Origin of the sequence: Candidatus Tisiphia endosymbiont of Thecophora atra (assembly GCF_964026395.1) — a bacterium.
GTDB lineage: Bacteria > Pseudomonadota > Alphaproteobacteria > Rickettsiales > Rickettsiaceae > Tisiphia.
In genome coordinates this window covers 778,103-799,701 of sequence record NZ_OZ032145.1, presented here as the reverse complement: position 1 = coordinate 799,701, position 21,599 = coordinate 778,103, and the positions used below count along the sequence as shown (strand labels likewise).

Below are 21,599 nucleotides of genomic sequence, written 5' to 3'. Positions count from 1 at the left end.
TATAACAACTAATATCAAAAAATCTGCGGAAGTCAGGATGAAGCTGTAGAAGGGTTGGTATTAAATAAAGCTTTGTCTTGTATTGATGTTATTAACCTTTTGCGGATTATATATTTCTTTGATATCATAGCTTATCAGGAACAAATTAAGTTCACCAAACGTGGATATTCTACCCCTAGTCATATTAGTCCCAAAATATTGGTTAAACTATCAAGCAATAGTTATTTAGAACAAATAGAAATTTCTAAAACTAGCATTATTAGTAAACTAGCACTAAACTTTATTGACCGGTATGATGATTATAATAATAGCTTTTGCCAAATAAATAGTGAGAATTTTTCACATAGACCTATTCCTAACTTAAAACTACCTATTATACTATCTTATCTTGAAGCTGAAAGATTAGGTCAGTTAATCCTAAAAAATGCCGCTACTGAAACTAAAATTTTAAGATTTATCATGCCAGCAAATTTTATTAAATATCAACCGGGGGATTTTATCATATTATATTATCGGAATTATCAATATCAGATTAGAATTATCTCCATGAGATTATTTCGCCTAACAGCTGAAATTCACGGAATTATTGATGAAGTTGAGAGTTATATATTCAAGTGAATAGCTGCTTATAGTACCCTTTTTTATATAACCACTATTAAAATGGCTGCTGATCGTCATTGCACATAGGTGTCAACTTAAGAGCGTAATGATTGAGCATGTACAAGCAAATCAAACCTAAACGTCATTGCGAGAAGCCGCTGCAAGCGGCGACGCGACAATCTAAGATACGCGAAGCGTTACTCTAAAAAACAGCTTCGCTGTTTATCTGGATCGCCACGGCATCTAACGAGCCTTGCTATGACGGCTGTGTTTAATTTGTTTATACATGCTCAATCATTACGCTCTTAAGTTGACGCCTATGCGCACTCACGTACGTTCGCTCGCTAATAGACGGTTTTTTAACTTTCAACAGTTATGCCAAAACGACAACGCAATTCTTGATTTTCATCGAGTATATAAGCAACAAAAATTTATTTGGAATCTATCCAAGATATATTCCCATCCCGACGATAATAAACTACATTCATGCGATTAGTATGACTATTTTGAAACATTAAAGCAGGAAGGTTCTCCATATCCATTTTCATCACTGCTCCACTTACTGATAGAGTTAATATTTCTACAGATTTTTCTGCTATAATTACAGGATTATCATATGCTGCCACATTATCTTCGTCTTCATGTTCATATTGATGGGGTGTTATAGTATATTTAACTGCTTTAGATGTTACTTCGGATATTTTAACTCTATCATGACGATCCTTGAGCTTAGATTTATACTTTCTAAGCTGCTTTTCAAGTCTAGCAAGAGCAATATCAAACGCTGAATATATGTCATCTGAAGCAGCGTTACCTTTCAATATCATATGTCTGCCTGTACCATCATTCACTACAATATCACAAACCAGTTGGAATCCTTGTTTAGAGAAATGCACATTTGCACTAATTATTACATCGCAAAAATACTTTTCTGACACCTGCATAGTACGGTTTTTTACGTAGTCTTGCAAAGAATTCCCAATAGAAATATGTTGACCTGATACTGATATTTGCATAAAATCCCCTTTATATTTAGTTAAGTCAAATATTATATGTAATAATCAGATGCAGAGTCGTCTCAAATCTGATTGTTTCGATAATTTCACCGAATTTGGGATACTCAAATGATCCTACGAATTGGATTTGAAAATGAATAGTGAGCAGGCATAGCGTACATATAGTATAGTTACGCATGCGAATCCATGATATTTTCAAAAAACAATTCGTAGGAGCAGAAGAGTATATAAGAATTAACAAATTCTTATCCCTAATTCGCATAACTACCTATCTATACAACTAATGTATAATCATGTGAATTTCAAGCCATTATTTTGAAATTTTTATAATGACTTGATAATTGCTTTAGATAAAATATAAGCTTATAACGCTTACTTCAAATTGTTCTTTTAAAGTATTTTTCAGTTAAAAAGCGATTCTTTGACCGTAATTTTACCTAAATTGTAACATTTTATAGCTAACTTAAATAAGGTTATAATTTTGTTCTAAATAATGTTTTTTTTGTTTTTACTATCTACTGAGTTTTGTCGTGATGACTTTCTAAGCCTAGATTTATTCTTATGTAGCTTTATAATTGCTTTGGTTACTCTTACTACAAAAGATGGCTCAATCCCACCTTCTAGACAAGTTTCTTTAAAAGATTCACTACCACCAAAAATCCATAATTTTGCTTCTTGTTCTAGCTTTTTTGCTGTGCGGAATTTTGATATATTGGTTGCATCAATAATTGCCTGAGTAATAATAGCTTTACGTAAGATAACATCAGGTGAATTAGTGTATGATTTAAGACGTTCAAATGGGGATTGGAATTTAATAACATTATATATATTTACTTTGTTAACCATAAATTTATTACCATATATTGATTTTAATTAAGTTCTGCGTGCAGAACCTAAGAAGTATAATGATTTTTATGCGTGTACTAATAGTTTCAGGGTAAAAAAGTGTAAATATTTTAAACTTTCTTAATAATTTAACCTGAATTCGATGCAACAAGTTAATACTAGGCTCAAGTAATCATCCCCATTAGGAGGATATCAGCCCACAACTGTTGAAAGTTTACAAATACACAGCGTCATTGCGAGCGTAAGCGAAGCAATCTAGGAAACAATCTATAGATAAATGATGTTACTGGATCAACTATGTTCGCAATAAAAATTTAAATAAATTTGGTTTAAATTTTTATTGCTTGTGCAGAGCTAGTTAAATCACGTAACTTAGCGTTTGCAATCACAATGATTTTACGCATTAATGCTACCATCGCCACCATTTTCTTTTTTCCTCTATTGATCAATTTCTCATAAAATACCTTCAGTTCAGAGTTAGAATTTCTAGCAGCCATAGCAGCTACAAACAACATAGGTCTAACAAAATTTCGACCATGACCTGTATGTCTATATCCGCTATATCTACCGCTATCATTAGATATTGGTGCAACACCTACTAATGATGCTATTTGTTTGCGGTTCAATGTACCAAGTTCAGGTAACAAAGCTATAAGCTCATTAGATACTACTGCGCCTATACCACTAATAGTTTGCAGAGTCTCTTTCTTAGCTTGCAAGAGCTTATCTTTTGCTATTAAGTCATCTATTTCTTTAGTAATAGATGCAATTTGTTCTTCTAGTACTTCGATCATTTTAACACAACTAGACTTGATTAAATCAGCTCTCGGGGACTGAAACCTATTTTTTTCTGCAATCAACATTTGTTTAAGATCGTTCCTACGTCCTACTAATTCATACAAGTTTAAAGCTTGCTTAGATTGTACTTTAAATAGCTCTAATCTTTCTGATCGTTCAAAACCATAAAGTGCTAGAGCTTTAGCGTCAAGACTGTCAGTTTTAGCTGCATTACCAAAAGACCTAATAAAGTTTTTAACTTTACGAGTATTGGCTCTATGTACAGCAAAACCCTGATTGCAAAGCGTTAGTAATAGTTCCATTTCATATCCACCAGTAGTTTCTAAAACACACAATGCAGAACTAATCTCTTTTTTGTAATCCTTGATAAAATCAGCTATTCCATTAGAGTTGTTATTATATTCTTTAGTTTCTTTTTTTCCATGAATAGCAACAACAAAATTGAATTTTCCTATATCAAGACCGATAAAATTATTATATAATAGCATAATACCTCGAAGACTTTTAATGTTGTTTACGATTGTAAGCGGGCGTGCAAAGGCATCCCAATCAACTATTCAAACGTCTCGGGGATTTGGGCTAGAGTACCAATATCCATTCGGTCTTAAAACCAATTGCTTCACGGTCGCTCACGCCTGCACAGCGATAGTCATTTATATTATTAATGACTATCGCTGTAATACCCCCTTATAAGTCAGTATAAATCATTATTTACATTGACTTCAATATCTATTATATCATACTTTTAACTTACAATTGCTTCGTCGACCTTACAGCCTCCGTAGCTCATGACGTATAGGAAGCTGTATTTACTAACTTTCAACAGTTGTGGATATCAGCCCTGCATAGCTTATACCATTTCCGAAAACTAATCATCACGTCGTCGTACTTCATGATCTCCGCTCCTCACATACTAGTATGTACGCGAAGGTAGCCGACACTCGTACTCCGAGTAGCAATTTAGTTTTGGGAAATGGTATTACTATTACCCACATCTTTTTTTCGTTCGCTAGCAAATAGCTCACACTAGACTCATTGGTTATTTTGTGGTACAATATAAATGTTTTGGTATATTCGAATGATCCTACGAATTGGATTTGAAAATGAGGGACAAGCGAACTAGGTCATAGTACCCTACATTTTTCTATAATCGTCATCGCGAGGCATCTTTAGATGCCGTGGCGATCTAGGTAAACAGCGAAGCTGTTTTTTCTAGTACGCTTCGCGTATCCTGGATTGCCGCGTCGCCGCTTTCAGCGACTCCTCGCTAATAGACGATCAGCAGCCATTTTAATAGTGGTTATATAAAAAATGTAGGGTACTATGGAACTAGGTATACATTTATCACGCGAGTTCCTGATATTTTCAAAAAACAATTCTTCAAAGCAGAAAATTATAAATAATTTATGGTTTTAAAGTACTATGTCTGTGTTACCTATTGTTACTGCTCCAGATTCAAGATTAAAACAAAAATCTTTACCAGTAAGTATAATCGATGATACTATAAGAAAGTTGATGGATGACATGGTTGAAACTATGTATCATGATCGTGGTGTGGGGTTAGCTGCCATTCAGATTGGAATAGCTAAACGTATATTGGTAGTTGATTTGCAGAATAATGATGATACAGAAAGACCTGTTGGTTTTTATCCATTATTTATCGCTGACCCGAAGATAATAGACAAATCTAAAGAATTAGTTGTGGCAGTAGAAGGGTGTTTATCTTTACCGGAGCAACAGGTCGAGGTAGCAAGGTCTGAGTCTATAACTATAAGATTCTTAGATTATAATAATATCCAGCAAGAATTAAAAGCTGATGGTTGGCTTGCTAGGGTTATTCAGCATGAAATGGATCATTTAGATGGTAGGCTACTAATTGATTATTTAAGTGATATGAAAAAGGACGTAGCATTACGTAAATTAAAAAAGCTAAAAAATAATATTTTGTGAAAGTAATTTTTATGGGTACGCCAGAATTTGCTGTACCTACTCTTAAAAGTTTAATTAACAGCAAAGATCACCAAGTGGTTGCTGTATTCACTCAAGCTGCAAAATCTAAAGGAAGGGGGCTAAATGAGGTAGCATCACCTATCCATAGTTTGGCATCAAAATATGATATTCCAACTTATACCCCTAAAACCTTGAGAACCAAAGAAATAACCAATTTAATTAATTCAATTGATGCAGATATAATAGTAGTAGTTGCTTATGGGTTTTTGATACCACAAGCTATCCTACAAGCCAAAAAATATGGATGTCTTAATATCCATCCCTCAAGTTTACCACGTCATAGGGGAGCGACCCCATTGCAGCGTACTATTATAGAGGGAGACCCTAAAACTTCTGTATGCATAATGCAGATGGATGAGGGGTGGGATACTGGTGATATTATATTGCAACATTCGTTTTCACTCTCTCCTAGAATAACTTTACCAATTTTGCATGACCAATGTGCAGAAATAGGGGCTGATTTATTGGTTAAAACTTTAGATAATATTGATAACTTACCAAGGATTGTCCAAGATAAAGATGGAGTAACTTATGCTCATAAACTCAAGAAAGAAGAAGGAAAGATCGATTGGTATGAGACTGCTTACAAAATAGATTGTAGAATTCGCGGTATGAATCCATGGCCTGGAATATATTTTGAATATAGAGGTAAAGTTATAAAGATCCTAGAAGCGTATTATAATGATTTGGATGTTAAATTGCCACCTGGTACTGTGGTTAATAATAGTGTCTTAGAGATAGCTTGTGGTAAGGGTACTTTGATTATCAAAAAATTACAGCAAGAAGGAAGAAAAGCTTTAAACGTTGAAGAATTTATACGTGGGGTACAAATCCCCCTAGGTACTTTATTGGATTGATGTGGGAGAATTAGTATATACTAACTCCAACCACTCGTCTTCATCAATAATTTTAATTCCAAGCTCCTTAGCTTTTCTGAGTTTACTACCGGCATCGCTACCCGCTACCACTAAAGCAGTAGCAGACGAAACACTACTACTTACTTTAGCTCCTAACTTCTCTGCCTGAGATTTTGCTTCTGCTCTTGAAAGAGTGAGTAGAGAACCGGTAAATACCACAACTTTGCCAGTTAATGCGGTTTTGGTGGTTTGACCACTATAGTCTTGAATTTCTAAAATTTTACTTAGCTGATGAATAATTTGTAGATTTTCTTTAATATCAAAGAAGTCGATAATATCCACCAAAATTTTATCTCCTATTCCTTCTAGATCATTTAACCTTTGGTACATAGGCTGATCACCTTTTAATAAAGATTCCATAGCTTCTATAAAATTACCATAATTCTGAAATTCTCGAGCAAGTAATTTGGCATTTTGTTCGCCAATATGCCTAATTCCTAAGGAATAAATGAATCTGTTTAAGGAAACATTTTTAGCTTTGTCGATGTTTGCGAATAAGTTTTCTACAGATCTTCGCCCCCATCCTATCATATTTTCAAGCTTGACTAAGCTTTTTTCATTATTATTTTGTAAATAAAAAATATCCACTGGATTTTTTATTAAAGACTCTTTCAGTAGAAATTCTATTTGCTTTTTTCCTAAACCGTCTATATCTAAAGCATTTTTAGAGCTAAAATGACAAATTCGTTCGTAATTCTGAGCAGGGCAATTTAACCCATTATCACAACGAATTATTATTGTCTCTTGATTATAATGTAAATGAGAACCACAAGATGGGCAAAGTTTTGGCATATCGATTTTTTGTGATTCACTAGAACGTCGAGTAAAATCTACGGCAGTAATTTGCGGTATGACATCACCTGCCCTCTGCAAAAATACATAATCATTGATCCTTATATCTTTCCTTATGATTTCCTGATAATTATGTAATGTAGCTCTTGATACCCTAACTCCCCCAATAGAAAGCGGCTCTAACTCAGCAACAGGCGTTAATACACCTGTCCTACCTACTTGTAGAGTAATATTAATTAGTTTAGTTTGACCAACTATTGCAGGGAATTTATGAGCAATAGCAAATCTTGGACTTCTTGCAATAAACCCCATTCTTTGTTGCAGAGCAAAATCATTTAACTTATACACAACACCATCAATTTCATAAGGCAATTGATCTCTAGATGAATTCAAATATTCATAGAAAGATTTTAAATCATCTTCAGAATACGCTAATTTTCCTATATTATTAACAATAAATCCTAGCTCTTTCAGTTTATGTAATAAAGCATCTTGAGAATCAGCTATTTTGCTACTACTATTTCCCACAGCATAAACAAAATATTGTAGTGGTCTACTTGCTGTAATGTTTGGATCTATCTGCCTTAATGATCCGGCAGCAGCATTACGTGGATTTGCAAACTTATCTTTCCCATATAATTCCTGTACTTGGTTTAATAATAGGAAATCATTTTTATTAATATAGACCTCACCTCGTACTTCCAAAATTTCGGGGCTTGATACTATTGAATGAGGGAAATTCTTGATAGTCTTAATATTTTCAGTTATATCTTCTCCAATAAAACCATCCCCTCTTGTCGCAGCAGTGGTGAGTATGCCATTCTTATAGGTAGCAGAAAAAGATAGACCGTCTATTTTAGGTTCGCAAAAGATAGGTTGAAAACTATCAAGACGTAAGAAATTCTTTATTCTATTTATAAATTCTGATACATCCTCATTATCAAATGCATTACTAAGAGAAAACATTGGATTTATATGTTTTACTTTAGAAAATTTCTCTGCAGCTAGGCTACCGATTTGTTTAGTTGGACTATTTGCCCGCACAAGATGAGGAAATTTTTTTTCAAGTTCAAGATTTAAATTAAATAATTGATCATATTCAGCATCAGAAATCAGAGGAGTATCTTCTTGGTGATATGCTTTATTATATTTTTCTATCTCACTTGCCAGTTGTTTTAGTAAGTTTTCTACCTCTAATTCAGAAAGATGTTCAATATTGGTTGGAATATTTTGCATATTAATCGTAAAAGTTTGAAGATCAGATTTAATTGTAACTAGGTATGACGTATGAGGTACGGTAATGTTGTATCGAACTCAGGTTAAATTATTATTATCGCATAAATCTTGGCAACATAACCTAATAACCTCAATTTCGGATTAATTTCATTAATCCGAAATTGGAATGAGAATGTAAACAATCAGGCTTAAAGCGGTTTGACGCCTGATTGTTAAATATTTCATTTGCTAATAATCTTATTTTTATACCAATAAAAATAAGATTATTAGCGATAATAGATTAAAATGCATTCGTAGAACCGCTTCAAGAATGCATTTTTCTGATATTATAACCAGTTTTGGATTAAAATTTTTAATTTTAATCCAAAACTGAGGTTAATAAGATCTATTTAACGTAAACTCAAGTAAAGAAGCTAAATGATCTTTATAAATATTCTGTATAGGGATTTGCTCTAATAAATTACTAGCCTCATTCTTAATGTTTGCTAGATGGTCGATAATTTGTTGCTTAATACCATGTTGTATCATCAAACTTCGTATTATCTCAAATTCACTCTCAGATCTATTATCCGCCTTAATCATTTTCTGAACTGTTAATTGCCCGGTATCATCAAGCTTCTTATATAAAAAGATTAGGGGTAGAGTTATTTTTCCTTCTAAAAAATCATCAGCTATATTCTTGCCCATATCATGACTATTTCCTAAATAATCAAATAAATCATCAATAATTTGGAAAATATTTCCTAAATATCTACCAAATTTTTGTAAACTTTCACAGATCTCGTTAGATTGACTAGAAATAATTGCTCCTACTTCACAAGATACTCCAAATAACTCTGCCGTTTTAGCCATAATTATTTCATTATATTCTGTTTCGTCAATAATTCTCCGCTGATTCAATTTCACAAGCTGAGAAACTTCACCTTCTGATATAATTGCTGAAGCTCTTGATAAAGATTTCATAGCTTTAACAGATTTGGTATCTACCATTAGCTGAAATGATTGACTAAATAAAAAATCTCCAACTAGAATACTAGCCTTACTCCCCCAAACAACGTTAGCAGTAGGTTTGGATCTTCTCATTGTACTTTCATCTACTACATCGTCATGAAGTAAAGTTGCTGCATGAATAAATTCTACAGCCCCAGCAAGTTTTATATTATCTTCACCGACATAACCAAACATTTTACTAGTTAAAATTGTTAGTAATGGTCGTATTCTCTTTCCACCAAATTCCAATAAATATTTACCTACTACGCCAACTAGTGGTTCTTTGGCAGCTAAGTGGGTCAGAATAAGTTTATTTAAGCTAGACAGTTCTACTGCTAAATCTTTATGTATTATTTTTATAGTATCCAATTTACATCTCTAATGCTATTTTAACCTCAGTTCGATATAAGAATTAATAATTCTTATATCGATACTTGCTTTGTTATAAGGAAAAATGCACTCTTGAAGCGGCTGACGCGGGTGCATTTTAACTTTTTTCATCATTCAATATGTGATTTTAATTATTAAAATCACATATTGAATGGAGTATTATATTTTAACAATCAGGTGTAGAACCGCTTCAAACCTGATTGTTTCTATATATAATACTGAATTCGATGTAACTTGTTACATCGAATTCAGGTTATTTTATGATTTCCTGCCAAACATCACTATCAACCTCCAAAAAAGGCTGGATCATTAATTGTTTTAACAATGAATGATCCTCATTAAAATCAGGTACTAGTTCTTGTATCCTTTCTGTTACATTATCACCAATATGTATTTTTTCCGAGGCTTTTTTGTATAATGCTAGATAATATAATGGCAAAAATTTATTAAAGTCTACGGAACCTATTTTGCCTTTTTCTATATTACTTGAATCTAATTTATACTCAAAACTTATGTCACCTGAGTTAGAATCAGGATGATCTGATATGGTTTTTAAAAAATACTTCGTACCTTCTTTGTATACAATACGACTATCTTCTGAGAATGTTTTAAACCTACCCAAGTTAAAGAAATAATTGGTTATAATATCCGTTGCCTTTAAATAATTATTAAAGACAACAAGTCCCTTAATATCAAATTTTCTAAATGCATCTAGCCTGCATTCGCTTGATAATCGAAATCCGGTATTATTAGAAAACAAACTAAGATTATTTATTTGAGCTCTCATTATATCTTGTTTTCTAGCAAGAAAATCTATATCTAAATCAAAAATATATTGATGGTTCTCTAATTCAGTCAAGTTGAATTTATCTTTATTACTGTTAATATATTGTAATTCTTCTATTAAAGATGAACTATTAGGGAGTAGCGATATATATGACAATAAGTACTGTATAGAATTCAATATATTATCGGAAAATCCTAGCTTCAAATCAATTTTTGATTCAACCTTAAGATGACTATCATTGCTACCTTCTTCTACTTTACTTTGATACAATAAAGTAGTCAAGGATTCTTGAATACTACTTGAGAACTTGCTTGATATAATTTTTATTTCTAAATCTTTAGCAAACTCACTATATAAAGATTTATTAGTTTTTATATAAAACTTACCTTCAAAACTAAAAGGCATCGGCCAAGCAAATCTATATAATAAAAGACCAGCTGGTATTCTTCTGTTTATAATATTACTTTCTAATATTTTTGTTGAATAAGCGATATTTAATTTTTGTGGCACATTATTTTTAAAATCTTCTATATCAGTATAGTATTTATTCTTTTCTAGTGAAAATGAAATAATTGTATGATCTTCATCATATAGTTTTTGCCCGTCAACTAAATCAAAAATTTTTGTCTTGTCAGATGTTAATTCCAATTCTTTTATAAAATTTATAATTTCAAACGGATCTTTTTTTTGTATAAAAACCTTAAGTAACTTAAAGCTTAAAGGAATTTTTGCTATAAAAGAATAATTACCACTTTCGAATCTTGTACCAAATCCCAAATCAATAGGTTTATAGCGACCTGTTGCGTTACCAAAATAACTAACAAAGCAAGCCTGTTTCAGTAAATCATAACCTATATAAATCGGGGAATTAAATTCAATTATACTATTTTCTCCCTCTTCATGCCAACCAATTACTTGCAAGGCAATTTTAAACGGAAAACCATAGAGAACAACTTTATTAAACTTAATGAAATATCTTTGTTCACTATCTATTGAATTAACAGCGATATAACGGTTACTATATTGCCCATTAATCTTATTAGCTACAGAAGTAACAATTACCAACCATGAGATGGTATAAATCAATAGGATTACAGCAATTATAACTGATATATATATTAACGTTTTTCGCATGCTAATTACATAACTTCACATATTCACGATTTAGTTGTACTATATTCCAAAACCACAAAATAACTATAATAATAAAAATTGTTAGTAAATAAACTACTATTGAATCACATGTGGCAGTAGGCACTATAATAAATATAAAAGACTGGATAAAAGCTCCTAAGGACTTACCAAATTTAATACCAATAACCTCAACAGCAGCTTTACCTTTTGTTCGAAGTTCTAATGATAAAGGAATATATGCCATTTCCTTTGTTGAATCAAATAACGAATATTTAGTTGATTTACTTAGAATATTTTGTACTCCTCCGATAATTACAGCCGCATAAATTGGATTAAAGTCCTTTATACCAAAACTTATATATTCTGAGAAAATAACAAAGATAAAAAACATTAAGCCAGTTATCAAAAGCATTAAGGGTGTTAATAATGCTGAAATTAACCAAGTAAATTTCCTAATCACATTACTACCAACTATCATAAAAGTAACGCTAGAAATTCCCATCCAAATATTAAACCTACCCATAAAATGTATATAATCTAACGTATTGGGATTAAGCTCCCTTACCTTAGCTTTCCACGGACCTTCTACTATATTAATTAGTAGTGCATAACAAATTATCAATAAAGCAATGCGTCCAATATATTTTGAGTTAATAACCAACCTTATACTATCCATAAGTGATAAGGAAGTTTTTGCCTGTATTTGAACTATTTGGAAATCAGCCTTTAGCACCTTGTCATTCAAAATAAAATAATTAATTAACCTAAATAATACCATGGAAATTATACCGGCAAACACTATTATAGAAATAACAGGTTGTAGCATTAGTTCTGATTTATATTGCAAATCTTCATTTATTATAACTTGAGCATCGACTACCCCTCGTACATTTGAGAAAGCTACTAATACATTGCCAGCTAAAATCAGACCAACATTACCTACCATTCCTAAAATTGGATAGAAACGTTTCGCTTTACTGGTATCAAAAATATTATTAGCAAATTGCCAAAACATTAGATTAATAATTACTGCACTCCATAATTCTGAACAGATATACATGAGAGCATAACTCCACTTACCCATTATCTTGATAAACCATCGAAAATTAGGATACAATGATACTAAATGTTCTACCTGCTCAGCATTTGGATGATAAAACTCCTGATTAGGGTAAATGATATAAGCAAATATCAGGAAAAAAAGCAAAAAACTCGAAATTACTATATAAAAAATATATTCAAAACGTACGTGATTACTAAGTTTTACATATATTATAGTAAATAATATAGAGGAAGGAAGAACAAACCAAAGTTTTAAAAAACTAATGACTTCTGCTCCTATTGATGGTATGACCAATCCGTCTTTAACGGATCTAAGTGTTCCAAAATTAAAAAGAATACACAGCATCATTAATGCCATAGGCAAAAAAAGTTTCAATTCCTCTCTTTCTATAGGCCAAATGATTTCCTGAATTTTAGTAAAAATACTTTTGAATGGTAACATTATTTTATACAAAAAATTACCTAAAGACTAACACTATCTATTTAACATAGATACGTAATGGAAGTCGAAATAAACCTTTTAAAGCTCTATGCAAATAAAGTCAATGAAAATAAACATATTTTTCTATTAACAAAATATTTATGTGACAAAATTATAGGACAACGAGACATAACTTGCCTTGTAGGAAAATTTTTAATATGCTACAAAAGACCCTAATTCGGGATAAGAATTATAATTCTTATCCCGAATTAGCTGTGATATAAAGAAAAATGTACTCTTGAAGCGGTTCTGCGAGTACATTTTAACTTTTTTACCGTTCAATAGATGATTTTAATTATTAAAATCATCTATTGAATGCAAATTATATTTTAACAATCAGGTGTAGAACCGCTTCAAACCTGATTGTTTCTATATATACAGCCGAATTTGGGATAACTTGTTATCCCGAATTCGCGTAAAAGATAAAGTAAAATGATAATAATTATGTCCATTAGGTCAATATTAGCCATATATTTATTGTTTCTTTTTCCGTTATATTTATATGTTAATGTGGCATATGCTAATATAGACGTAGAAATTGCTGAATCACATAAATGCTCAAGGATGTTTCCTTACTTTGAAAAGATACATAAAATTCCTCCTAATACGTTACACTCGATAGCTTTAAAAGAATCGGGCAAAAAACATACTGAATATAAAATTAAAGTAGTTTGGCCTTGGACTGTCAATATTGAAGGTAAAGGCTATTATTTTAATACTAAAAAAGAGGCAATATCATTTGTAAAAAAACAAATTATTCAAGGCAAAGAAAATATTGATGTAGGATGTATGCAAATCAACTTAAAACATCATTTAAATGCATTTAACTCTTTAAATCAAGCTTTCAATCCTAAGAAAAATGTCGCCTATGCTGCTAAATTCCTAAAAGCTAAATATGATCAGTTAGGTAGTTGGCACAAAGCAATTGCTCATTACCATTCAGCCACCCATGAGTTTGGCTATAGATATAAACAAGATGTTATCAAAATTGCTAACAATATGGATTTGTATAAAAACTCTATTAACATGTATAGTGGGTACAATTATTATAATAATACACCTACTCTGCCAACAAACATGCTTTTGAGGAATAAACAGAGAGCTTCATTTGAAAGTAATATTAGGAAATATAAGAGTAATATTATGGTAGTATTACCAAGAGCTAGCTAGAGGTAACAATTATATTTGATCGTGAGAAGTTAAAATCTAATCGTGACAAAGTGGTGGATAATATCGCTGAGTGTGCGTTTTTTAAATATGCAGCATTCGATATTATTGAGCGTCTAAATATTATTGATAAAGAATTTCCTGATATTTTAGATTTAGAATGTCGTACTGGTATACTAACTAAACTATTAGTGCAGAACTATAACTATGCTATAATTGTAGCGGCTAGTGCATCAAATGCTATGTTACAATCGTTTGACCATACTCCCAAATTACTAATTGATGAAGAAAACTTACCATTTAAGGCAGCTAGTTTTGACCTAATAACTTTTTCCTTAGGTCTACACTGGATCAATGATGTACAAAATTTTCTGTTACAGATAAAACGTATTTTAAAGCCAAATGGCCTATTTATTGGTAATTTTATCGGTGGTAACAGCCTAAAAGCACTACGAATGAAATTCATTGAAGCTGAAATAGCATTAAGTCGCCCTCACTTCCAACATGTTTCCCCTTTCATCCATTTTGATCACGTAACACCTTTACTAGGACAGGCAGGATTCACAGAAATTATCGTTGATTATGAAAATATTCAGCTGAGCTATAAAAGCCCTTTAGATTTCATTAGAGAACTAAAGAATATTGGAGAATCTGGAGCATTATTAAAAAACTCTCATAACATAATATCGAAGCAAATGCTTTCTATTCTAAGCAATGATACTAACACTTTTACCGAACAAATTAATATAATCAGCTTCATTGCCTCTCCGAGTAAGAATAGTATAAAAATAACTCGTAATTTAAAATAGTAGGAAAAATAAGTATTTATAGCTTGCTCTTACTTTCTCCTTACATTATTATAATAATCACAACTAATATACATAATTATGGTATCTTATGAAAGCACACTGTTCAACAGTTACAAGTAAGGGACAAGTTACTATCCCATCATATATTAGAAACAAGCTACACTTATCTTCTGGTAGTAAATTAGAGTTCATTATGCAAGATGACTCTTTTATAGTAGTGCCAATTAATAAGCCAGTTAAAAATTTAAAAGGAATACTACCCAAACCAAAAACACCATTAAGTATCGAAGATATGAATGAAGCCATTAAGAGTGGATATGATCGGAATTGATACTAATGTTTTAATTCGTTATTTGATCCAAGATGACGAAGTACAGAGTAGCAAAGCTACAAAATTAATTGAGCAATATTCAGGTGTTAGTGGTTCTATATTTATTAATAACATAGTAGTTTGTGAAATAATTTGGGTTTTAGGGCGAGGTTATAAATATTCAAAAAACCAAATAATAAATGTACTAAAAGAAATATTTGCTACTATAGAATTCCGCTTTGAGGATCACAAAACTTTATCGCTAACTGTTAGAGAATATGAGAACTGTAATACAGATTTTGCTGATATTTTAATAGGTAAACTAAATGAACTAAGTGGTTGTAGTACTAGTTTCACTTTTGACCATAAAGCATCAACTCTGCCAATATTTACTACAATAAAATAATCAAAAAATAATTAAATTAAATTCAAATTAGCTATTAGTGTTCGTATATTTATGGTTTATAATACCATTAATTATTATAAGTAAGGGAAAATATATGCAAGAATTTGATTTAATAGTAATTGGTAGTGGTCCAGCTGGTTATACAGGGGCAATAAGAGCAGCACAGCTAGGTATGAAAGTTGCATGCATAGAAAAAAGGTCAACGCTTGGTGGTACTTGCCTAAATGTTGGCTGTATTCCTTCCAAAGTATTACTAAATTTCTCTGAGAAATATCATGAAGTATCAAACCATTGTGCTGATATTGGTATTATGACCTCAGCCAAACTTGATTTACAAAAAATGATGACTAAAAAAAGTCAAGTAGTGTCAGACTTATGCAAGGGTATAGAAAGTTTGTTTGTAAAAAATAAAATCACTAAATTTAGTGGAAGTGCCAAGTTTATTTCAGCCAATCTTGTGGAAATTACTAACGGTAAAACAGTTGAGTCGATTTCGGCTAAGAATATTTTAATTGCTACTGGCTCTGATATTATTGAAATACCCAATATTGTTGTAGATGAGGAATATATAGTTTCATCAACGGGAGCTTTGAACCTTCCTAAAGTTCCAGAAACTATGGTAGTAATTGGCGGTGGTTATATAGGTTTAGAGCTTGGTTCGGTATGGAATAGACTTGGTTCTAAAGTAACGGTTATTGAATATGCTGATAGCATTGTCCCAGCTTTAGATAAAGAAATTATTAATCAATTTACTAAAATCCTACAAAAACAATCCATTGAATTGCGACTGAATAGTAAAGTACTATCTGCTGAAAAAAAAGTAGGAAAAGTTACTTTAAATATACAACAAACATCTGCTTCCTTAGTAGAGCAAATTACTGTTGATATAGTTTTATTAGCTGTCGGCAGAAAAGCCCATACAACAAATTTAGGTCTAGATAAATTAGCAATTCAAACGGACAAACAAAACAGAATTACGGTGAATAGCCAATTCCAAACAATAATCCCCAATATTTATGCCGTTGGTGATGTAATTGCAGGACCTATGCTTGCTCATAAAGCAGAAGAAGAAGCTGTCGCTGCCGTCGAAATTATGGCGGGTCTAGCTGGTCATGTTAATTATAATCTTATTCCAAGTGTAATTTATACTTGGCCGGAAGTAGCAAGTGTTGGTTTAACTGAAGAACAACTAAAAGAAGCCAAGATTGATTACAAAGTTGGTAAATTTCCATTTTTGGCAAATAGTCGGGCGAGAAGCACAGGTTCTACTGATGGGATGGTGAAGATATTAGCTGATAGCATAACTGATAAAGTACTTGGAGCACATATAATAGGACCTTGTGCTGGAACTATGATTGCAGAACTTGTAGCATTTATGGAATTTGGTGCTTCTTCAGAAGATATAGCGAGAACTTGCCATGCCCATCCTACCCTAAGCGAAGCTATAAAAGAGGCGGCTCTAGCTGTAGATAAGAGGGCTATTAATTTTTAGGATTTTTACTTTAGCTTACATGGTAAAAAAGATGTTGCCCTTACGCCTTCAATGTTACCCCATAACTGTTGAAAGTTAAAAAATCGTCTATTAGCGAAGTACTGTTGTAAGGCTTAAAGCGTCTATTAGCGACTCATCTTCGAGACGAAAAAGTGCTTGAAACGTCTAAAGAATCAGGTTTGCAGTGGTTTTGGCATGAAGTTTGTAGTCATGTAAACATCACTTTTCTACTTGACATACTAAAAATTAGTCAACATAATGCTTCTTATGTGTATTACCATTGTTTTGTTTCAAATAAAAACTCTTGTCATTAAAGTACACTTTTATCAGTATTTCTTTATTATAAAATTCCACAGGTGAAAAAATGTAGTCAGTAACGAGAATTTAATTCTACACTCCACTCGTCGCATAATACTCACGTTCTATAGCATAATTTCTGCTCATATTTATCTCGAAGATGAGTAGCGAGCGAACGTACGTGAGTGTGGCAATCCATGAAGCTTGTCATACAATTGCTTAGTCGACCTACGGTCTTCTCGCTAATAGACGATTTTTTAACTTTCAACAATTGTGGGGTAAACTGGTTTTTCACACAACAAAACCAAATAATTTTTTGATTTCAGTAAGAGTTTTAGCAGCAATAATTCTAGCTTTATCCGCTCCTTCATGTAGTGTAGTTACTAGATAATCTTGGTTTTTCATTAGCTCTATATATTGAATATTAATGGGAGTCAGAGTTGTGATGATAATATCAGCTAGATCATCCTTAAATTTAGCAAAACCAGTATTTTGGTATTGTTCAACTATTGTCTCAACATTAATACCAGATAAACTGCAATAAATGTCAATTAAATTGCTGATTTCTGGTCTATTTTGACGATCATAACTGATTTCAGCTAAATGATCTGTTTTAGCTTTTTTAATTTTTTGGTAAATTTGATCCCGGCTATCATTTAAATTAACACGAGATAAATCAGATGAATCAGATTTACTCATTTTTTTACGACCATCTTTTAAACTCATTATTCTTGCTCCTGAGCTTTGAATTAATGGCTCAGGTAATTTTAGAACTTCTTGATTAAATTTTCTATTGATAATAGCCGCAATATCTCTGGTAAGTTCTAAATGCTGTTTTTGATCATCGCCAACAGGGACGCAATCAGCATTATATAATAATATATCAGCCGCCATTAATACTGGATAAGACAATAATCCTAAACCAGCACTTTCTTGGTCTTTTCCAGCTTTGTCTTTAAACTGAGTCATGCGTTTAAGCCAACCAAGTGGGGTAACGCAATTTAATATCCAAGCAAGTTCAGTATGTTCCTTCACCATACTTTGTGCAAATATAGTGGTTTTCTCCGGCAAAAGTCCTGTTGCTATATACATAGCAACAGTTTGCAATATGGATGAGTTTAGCTCAAGAGGTAAGCGATCTATAGTAATAGAATGCAAATCAGCTAAAAAGAATAAGCAATTGTACTCATCTTGAATCTTAAGCCAATTAGATATTGAACCAAGATAGTTTCCTAAATGCAAAGCCCCTGTCACTTGAACTCCAGATAGAGCTGTTTTTTTCATTTAATTTCCCCAAATAATTACTAATTATATCTATATGTAGACGTAATTTTATGCTATTGTACCCGTTAATTATCAACAACTAAGATTAACCAACCATGTTTTGGCGTTTAAGAGTATTAACATTTTATGCATTACTTGCTATATTTACCATTACATTCTTCCTTATATGTTACATACCCGTAACATTTTTTAATGTCAACTATTATATACGTTATAGGATTGGAGTTATTTTTTCCTATGTATTTATTTGGTTGGCTAGAATCTTTTGTGGTTTAAAATACCAAGTTTCTGGTCTAGATAAATTACCTTCTGTTCCTTCTTTAGTATTGTCTAATCACCAATCATGTTGGGAACAAGTATTTATACAATTAATTATACCTGAACATTCTTGGGTATTAAAAAAAGAGTTATTTAATATCCCCTTATTCGGTTGGGGTCTGCAAATGGTTAAGCCAATTGCCGTAGACCGTAATGTTAATATCTCGGTTAGTCAAATTTTAAGAGAAGGACAGGAAAAGATAAAAGATGGTTTATGGTTGGTTATTTTTCCTGAATCTACTAGATTTAGACCAGAACAAAATGCTAAATTTAAACCTAGTGCAGTAAAATTAGCATCACTAGCAAAAGTACCGATCGTGATGATGGCTCACAACGCAGGGGTATACTGGCCAAAAGGTTTTTGGATTAAGAAACCAGGGGTAATCCAAGTAAAGATTATTAATGTTATTCCTGTAGAGGAAATAGAACAATCTGATGTTCGAGAATTGACAAGCAAGATAGAACAGGTAATCAATACCGAAAAGCAAATATTATTTGAACAAGCTGGTATACTCAAATGATTTAAAGAATTAGATTTGAAAATGAGGGGCGAGCAAGCAGAAGAATATACTTCCCCCGACTTCCGCATTTTTTAATAAGGCATAAGCTTAGAAGGCTCATAGTGCTAGGATTTTTAAAATTTAGGCACAACATTATTTTGTTATTTTAAATATATTTCAGCATGGTCTGAACGCTTGATGTTAAAGGTTTTATAGATTTTTCTAGCTTCGTTTTTTATTGCACTTGGTAGTCTATAAAGATCACCAGTCTTTGTATGTCTTAAGATTGAAGCCTGTACTGATATTAATAATTCAACGATGTTAGTTACACTGATCTTTTGGGTCAGAGCAACCTTGTATTCTATAGTTTTAAGCACTGCAAAACTCATATAACACACAGCTATGTGTGCTTCTATCCTTTGTTTAGTCCAGTGAAAAATTGGACGCATTTGTAAATTATGTTTATTGATTCTAAATTGCTCTTCAATTACCCATAATCTAGCATATTTTGCTATTGCTTCATGTGGAGTTATAGTTTGGTCATTGGTGATTACCCCATGTATGCCATCCCACAACGCATCCTGCTCTATCTTCTCTGCGTCAATATAGCTCTTGCCATTTTCACTAGAAGTATATTTTTTTACTCCACTATTAGATATAAGTTTTTTAGTACTACCAGACTCACCAATAGTCTTATTAATTTTATCTAAAATTTTTTGTCGCTCCTGTGCATCATTAATAGCCCTTTTAGATTTATAACTGGTAATTAGACGTTTACCATCATGCTCTAGATCGGCAATCCAAGTAAGATCATTGCCTATAACAGTAGGCTTATAGTTTTCCTCTGATAATATTTCTTCTTTCTTTTCTTTCTTGAGTGTTTTAAGCTTTGCTGCCACAATATAACGATAACCACCTTCATCGAGAGCTTGCAAGTTAGCTTTACTAAACATTGCACGATCAGCAATAAAACAGACATCTTTAACTTTAAGATACGCTTGCCAGCTGTTAATTGATTTAATTAAGGTGCTAACTTCTGCGGTATTACCACTAAACAGCTCATAGCCAAGTGGTAATCCATCCTCATTAGTTGCTAGGGCAAGAACTAGTTGGGTAGTATTAAAGCGATGATCTTTACTATAGCCAAAGGCTCTTAGCTCATCTATTTCTACTGATTCAAAGTATAGTGTAGTGACATCAAAAAATACTAGGCTAATCTCTTTATTAGGAATCAGGGTTAGGGTGTTTTTAAAGCATAATTCTTTAATTTTAGGTATTTGCTCATGTAATTTGTCCATCATCCGATAAGTAGCATCTAGATCATGATGCCTGTCAAATTGATCGCTTAAATACTCAACTATCCCTTTTTTACTATTTGGTCTTACCATACGGGCTAACACTAAATCCTTCAGCATCCCAGCGTCACGTTTCCTTGCTAGTAACTGGTTAAAATGCATTTGATCATAAACATGCCCCCCTATTTGATGCACTCCTTCAACAACTCGCTTGACTTCTACAACCTCATTTAGTTTTACTTCGTTAACAGGTAGAATATCTTTTAACAACTTGTTAGTTGGACGACCTCTTTTAACCTCGTTAGTATCATCAGTAAACAAATTCCTCTGCCCAATTGCAGCTTCTCTCTCAGCTTTAATCTTGGCAATCAAATCTTGTGCTAGGGCAACTAATTTAGCTTCTTCTACTTCATCTATGAAGACTCCTAAATGACGTACTATACGCTGTTTGACGTTACCTTTACTATCACGATAACCTTCCACTATTTGAATAGATTGCCTTGGACTATTAGGAGTTTTTTTACGACGTATGTACATATTAGGGCTATAAAATATGAGGCTATATTCAATTAATTAAATAATAAACAACATCGCAGTTAAAGTCAATAATAAAATATCTACTAGGCACAACAGAACGAGAGTACCACTTCACCTCCTTACTA

The 21,599-nt window shown here is 32.3% G+C and carries 19 protein-coding genes; 10 read left to right on the top strand and 9 right to left on the bottom strand.

From position 1 onward, the window contains the following. Nucleotides 1–54: 54 nt before the first annotated feature. Entirely contained in the window at nt 55–618 is a 564-nt protein-coding gene (locus AAGD45_RS03945) for a phage tail protein (RefSeq protein WP_341762090.1), read from the top strand. Nucleotides 619–1,031: 413 nt separating this feature from the next. On the opposite strand, the gene hpf is transcribed toward AAGD45_RS03945, so the two are convergent. From hpf to AAGD45_RS03930, 3 genes are all read right to left on the bottom strand, one after another. Beyond that, nucleotides 1,032–1,616 carry a ribosome hibernation-promoting factor, HPF/YfiA family gene (hpf, locus tag AAGD45_RS03940; RefSeq protein ID WP_341762089.1) on the bottom strand — a complete coding sequence of 195 codons (585 nt, stop codon included), beginning with the start codon at nt 1,614–1,616 and terminating at the stop codon, nt 1,032–1,034. 486 nt (nt 1,617–2,102) lie between these two features. Further along, on the bottom strand, nt 2,103–2,462 hold the full coding sequence (locus tag AAGD45_RS03935; RefSeq protein ID WP_341762088.1) for a hypothetical protein: 360 nt from the start codon (nt 2,460–2,462) through the stop codon (nt 2,103–2,105). A gap of 329 nt (nt 2,463–2,791) precedes the next feature. After that, a complete protein-coding gene (locus tag AAGD45_RS03930; RefSeq protein WP_341760848.1) occupies nt 2,792–3,748 on the bottom strand; it encodes a transposase in 957 nt (318 codons plus the stop codon). 934 nt (nt 3,749–4,682) lie between these two features. Between AAGD45_RS03930 and def the strand changes: the two genes are divergently transcribed. After that, nucleotides 4,683–5,210, top strand: coding sequence for a peptide deformylase (def, locus tag AAGD45_RS03925; protein WP_341762087.1), 528 nt, complete (start codon nt 4,683–4,685; stop codon nt 5,208–5,210). Beyond that, complete coding sequence (fmt, locus tag AAGD45_RS03920) at nt 5,207–6,127, top strand: methionyl-tRNA formyltransferase (protein ID WP_341762086.1); 921 nt, start codon at nt 5,207–5,209, stop codon at nt 6,125–6,127. The genes def and fmt overlap by 4 nt, the downstream gene beginning before the upstream one ends. Here the strand turns inward: fmt and ligA are convergent. The 4 genes from ligA to AAGD45_RS03900 all read right to left on the bottom strand — a co-directional run bounded on the left by ligA (nt 6,116) and on the right by AAGD45_RS03900 (nt 13,020). After that, nucleotides 6,116–8,215 (bottom strand): NAD-dependent DNA ligase LigA, encoded by a 2,100-nt coding sequence (gene ligA / locus AAGD45_RS03915; RefSeq protein ID WP_341762085.1) that lies wholly within the window; start codon nt 8,213–8,215, stop codon nt 6,116–6,118. The two genes, fmt and ligA, sit on opposite strands and share 12 nt — an antisense overlap. A gap of 375 nt (nt 8,216–8,590) precedes the next feature. Then, nucleotides 8,591–9,574, bottom strand: a complete 984-nt coding sequence (locus AAGD45_RS03910; protein ID WP_341762084.1) for a polyprenyl synthetase family protein — start codon at nt 9,572–9,574, stop codon at nt 8,591–8,593. Nucleotides 9,575–9,848: 274 nt separating this feature from the next. After that, complete coding sequence (locus AAGD45_RS03905; protein ID WP_341762083.1) at nt 9,849–11,516, bottom strand: hypothetical protein; 1,668 nt, start codon at nt 11,514–11,516, stop codon at nt 9,849–9,851. A 1-nt stretch (nt 11,517) separates the two neighbouring features. Next, complete coding sequence (locus AAGD45_RS03900) at nt 11,518–13,020, bottom strand: Npt1/Npt2 family nucleotide transporter (protein ID WP_341762205.1); 1,503 nt, start codon at nt 13,018–13,020, stop codon at nt 11,518–11,520. A 483-nt stretch (nt 13,021–13,503) separates the two neighbouring features. On the opposite strand from AAGD45_RS03900, the gene AAGD45_RS03895 reads away from it, so the two are divergent. From AAGD45_RS03895 to AAGD45_RS03870, 6 genes are all read left to right on the top strand, one after another. After that, nucleotides 13,504–14,229 carry a lytic transglycosylase domain-containing protein gene (locus tag AAGD45_RS03895; RefSeq protein ID WP_341762082.1) on the top strand — a complete coding sequence of 242 codons (726 nt, stop codon included), beginning with the start codon at nt 13,504–13,506 and terminating at the stop codon, nt 14,227–14,229. Nucleotides 14,230–14,348: 119 nt separating this feature from the next. Beyond that, entirely contained in the window at nt 14,349–15,035 is a 687-nt protein-coding gene (locus tag AAGD45_RS03890; protein ID WP_341762204.1) for a methyltransferase domain-containing protein, read from the top strand. 88 nt (nt 15,036–15,123) lie between these two features. Continuing rightward, complete coding sequence (locus AAGD45_RS03885; protein WP_341762081.1) at nt 15,124–15,366, top strand: AbrB/MazE/SpoVT family DNA-binding domain-containing protein; 243 nt, start codon at nt 15,124–15,126, stop codon at nt 15,364–15,366. Then, nucleotides 15,353–15,751: a type II toxin-antitoxin system VapC family toxin gene (locus AAGD45_RS03880; protein ID WP_341762080.1), complete on the top strand. Its 399-nt coding sequence runs from the start codon at nt 15,353–15,355 to the stop codon at nt 15,749–15,751. Before AAGD45_RS03885 ends, AAGD45_RS03880 begins: the two co-directional genes overlap by 14 nt. Nucleotides 15,752–15,845: 94 nt before the next feature. Continuing rightward, complete coding sequence (lpdA, locus tag AAGD45_RS03875; RefSeq protein WP_341762079.1) at nt 15,846–17,243, top strand: dihydrolipoyl dehydrogenase; 1,398 nt, start codon at nt 15,846–15,848, stop codon at nt 17,241–17,243. A 152-nt stretch (nt 17,244–17,395) separates the two neighbouring features. Beyond that, complete coding sequence (locus AAGD45_RS03870) at nt 17,396–17,557, top strand: hypothetical protein (protein ID WP_341762078.1); 162 nt, start codon at nt 17,396–17,398, stop codon at nt 17,555–17,557. A gap of 274 nt (nt 17,558–17,831) precedes the next feature. Here AAGD45_RS03870 and trpS read toward each other — a convergent pair whose 3' ends face one another. Next, nucleotides 17,832–18,824 carry a tryptophan--tRNA ligase gene (gene trpS / locus AAGD45_RS03865; RefSeq protein WP_341762077.1) on the bottom strand — a complete coding sequence of 331 codons (993 nt, stop codon included), beginning with the start codon at nt 18,822–18,824 and terminating at the stop codon, nt 17,832–17,834. Nucleotides 18,825–18,919: 95 nt separating this feature from the next. On the opposite strand from trpS, the gene AAGD45_RS03860 reads away from it, so the two are divergent. Next, nucleotides 18,920–19,663 carry a lysophospholipid acyltransferase family protein gene (locus AAGD45_RS03860; RefSeq protein ID WP_341762076.1) on the top strand — a complete coding sequence of 248 codons (744 nt, stop codon included), beginning with the start codon at nt 18,920–18,922 and terminating at the stop codon, nt 19,661–19,663. 140 nt (nt 19,664–19,803) lie between these two features. Here AAGD45_RS03860 and AAGD45_RS03855 read toward each other — a convergent pair whose 3' ends face one another. Beyond that, the gene (locus tag AAGD45_RS03855) at nt 19,804–21,474 is read right to left on the bottom strand and encodes an IS1634 family transposase (protein ID WP_341760830.1); all 1,671 of its coding nucleotides are present in this window, start codon (nt 21,472–21,474) and stop codon (nt 19,804–19,806) included. Nucleotides 21,475–21,599 lie beyond the last annotated feature (125 nt).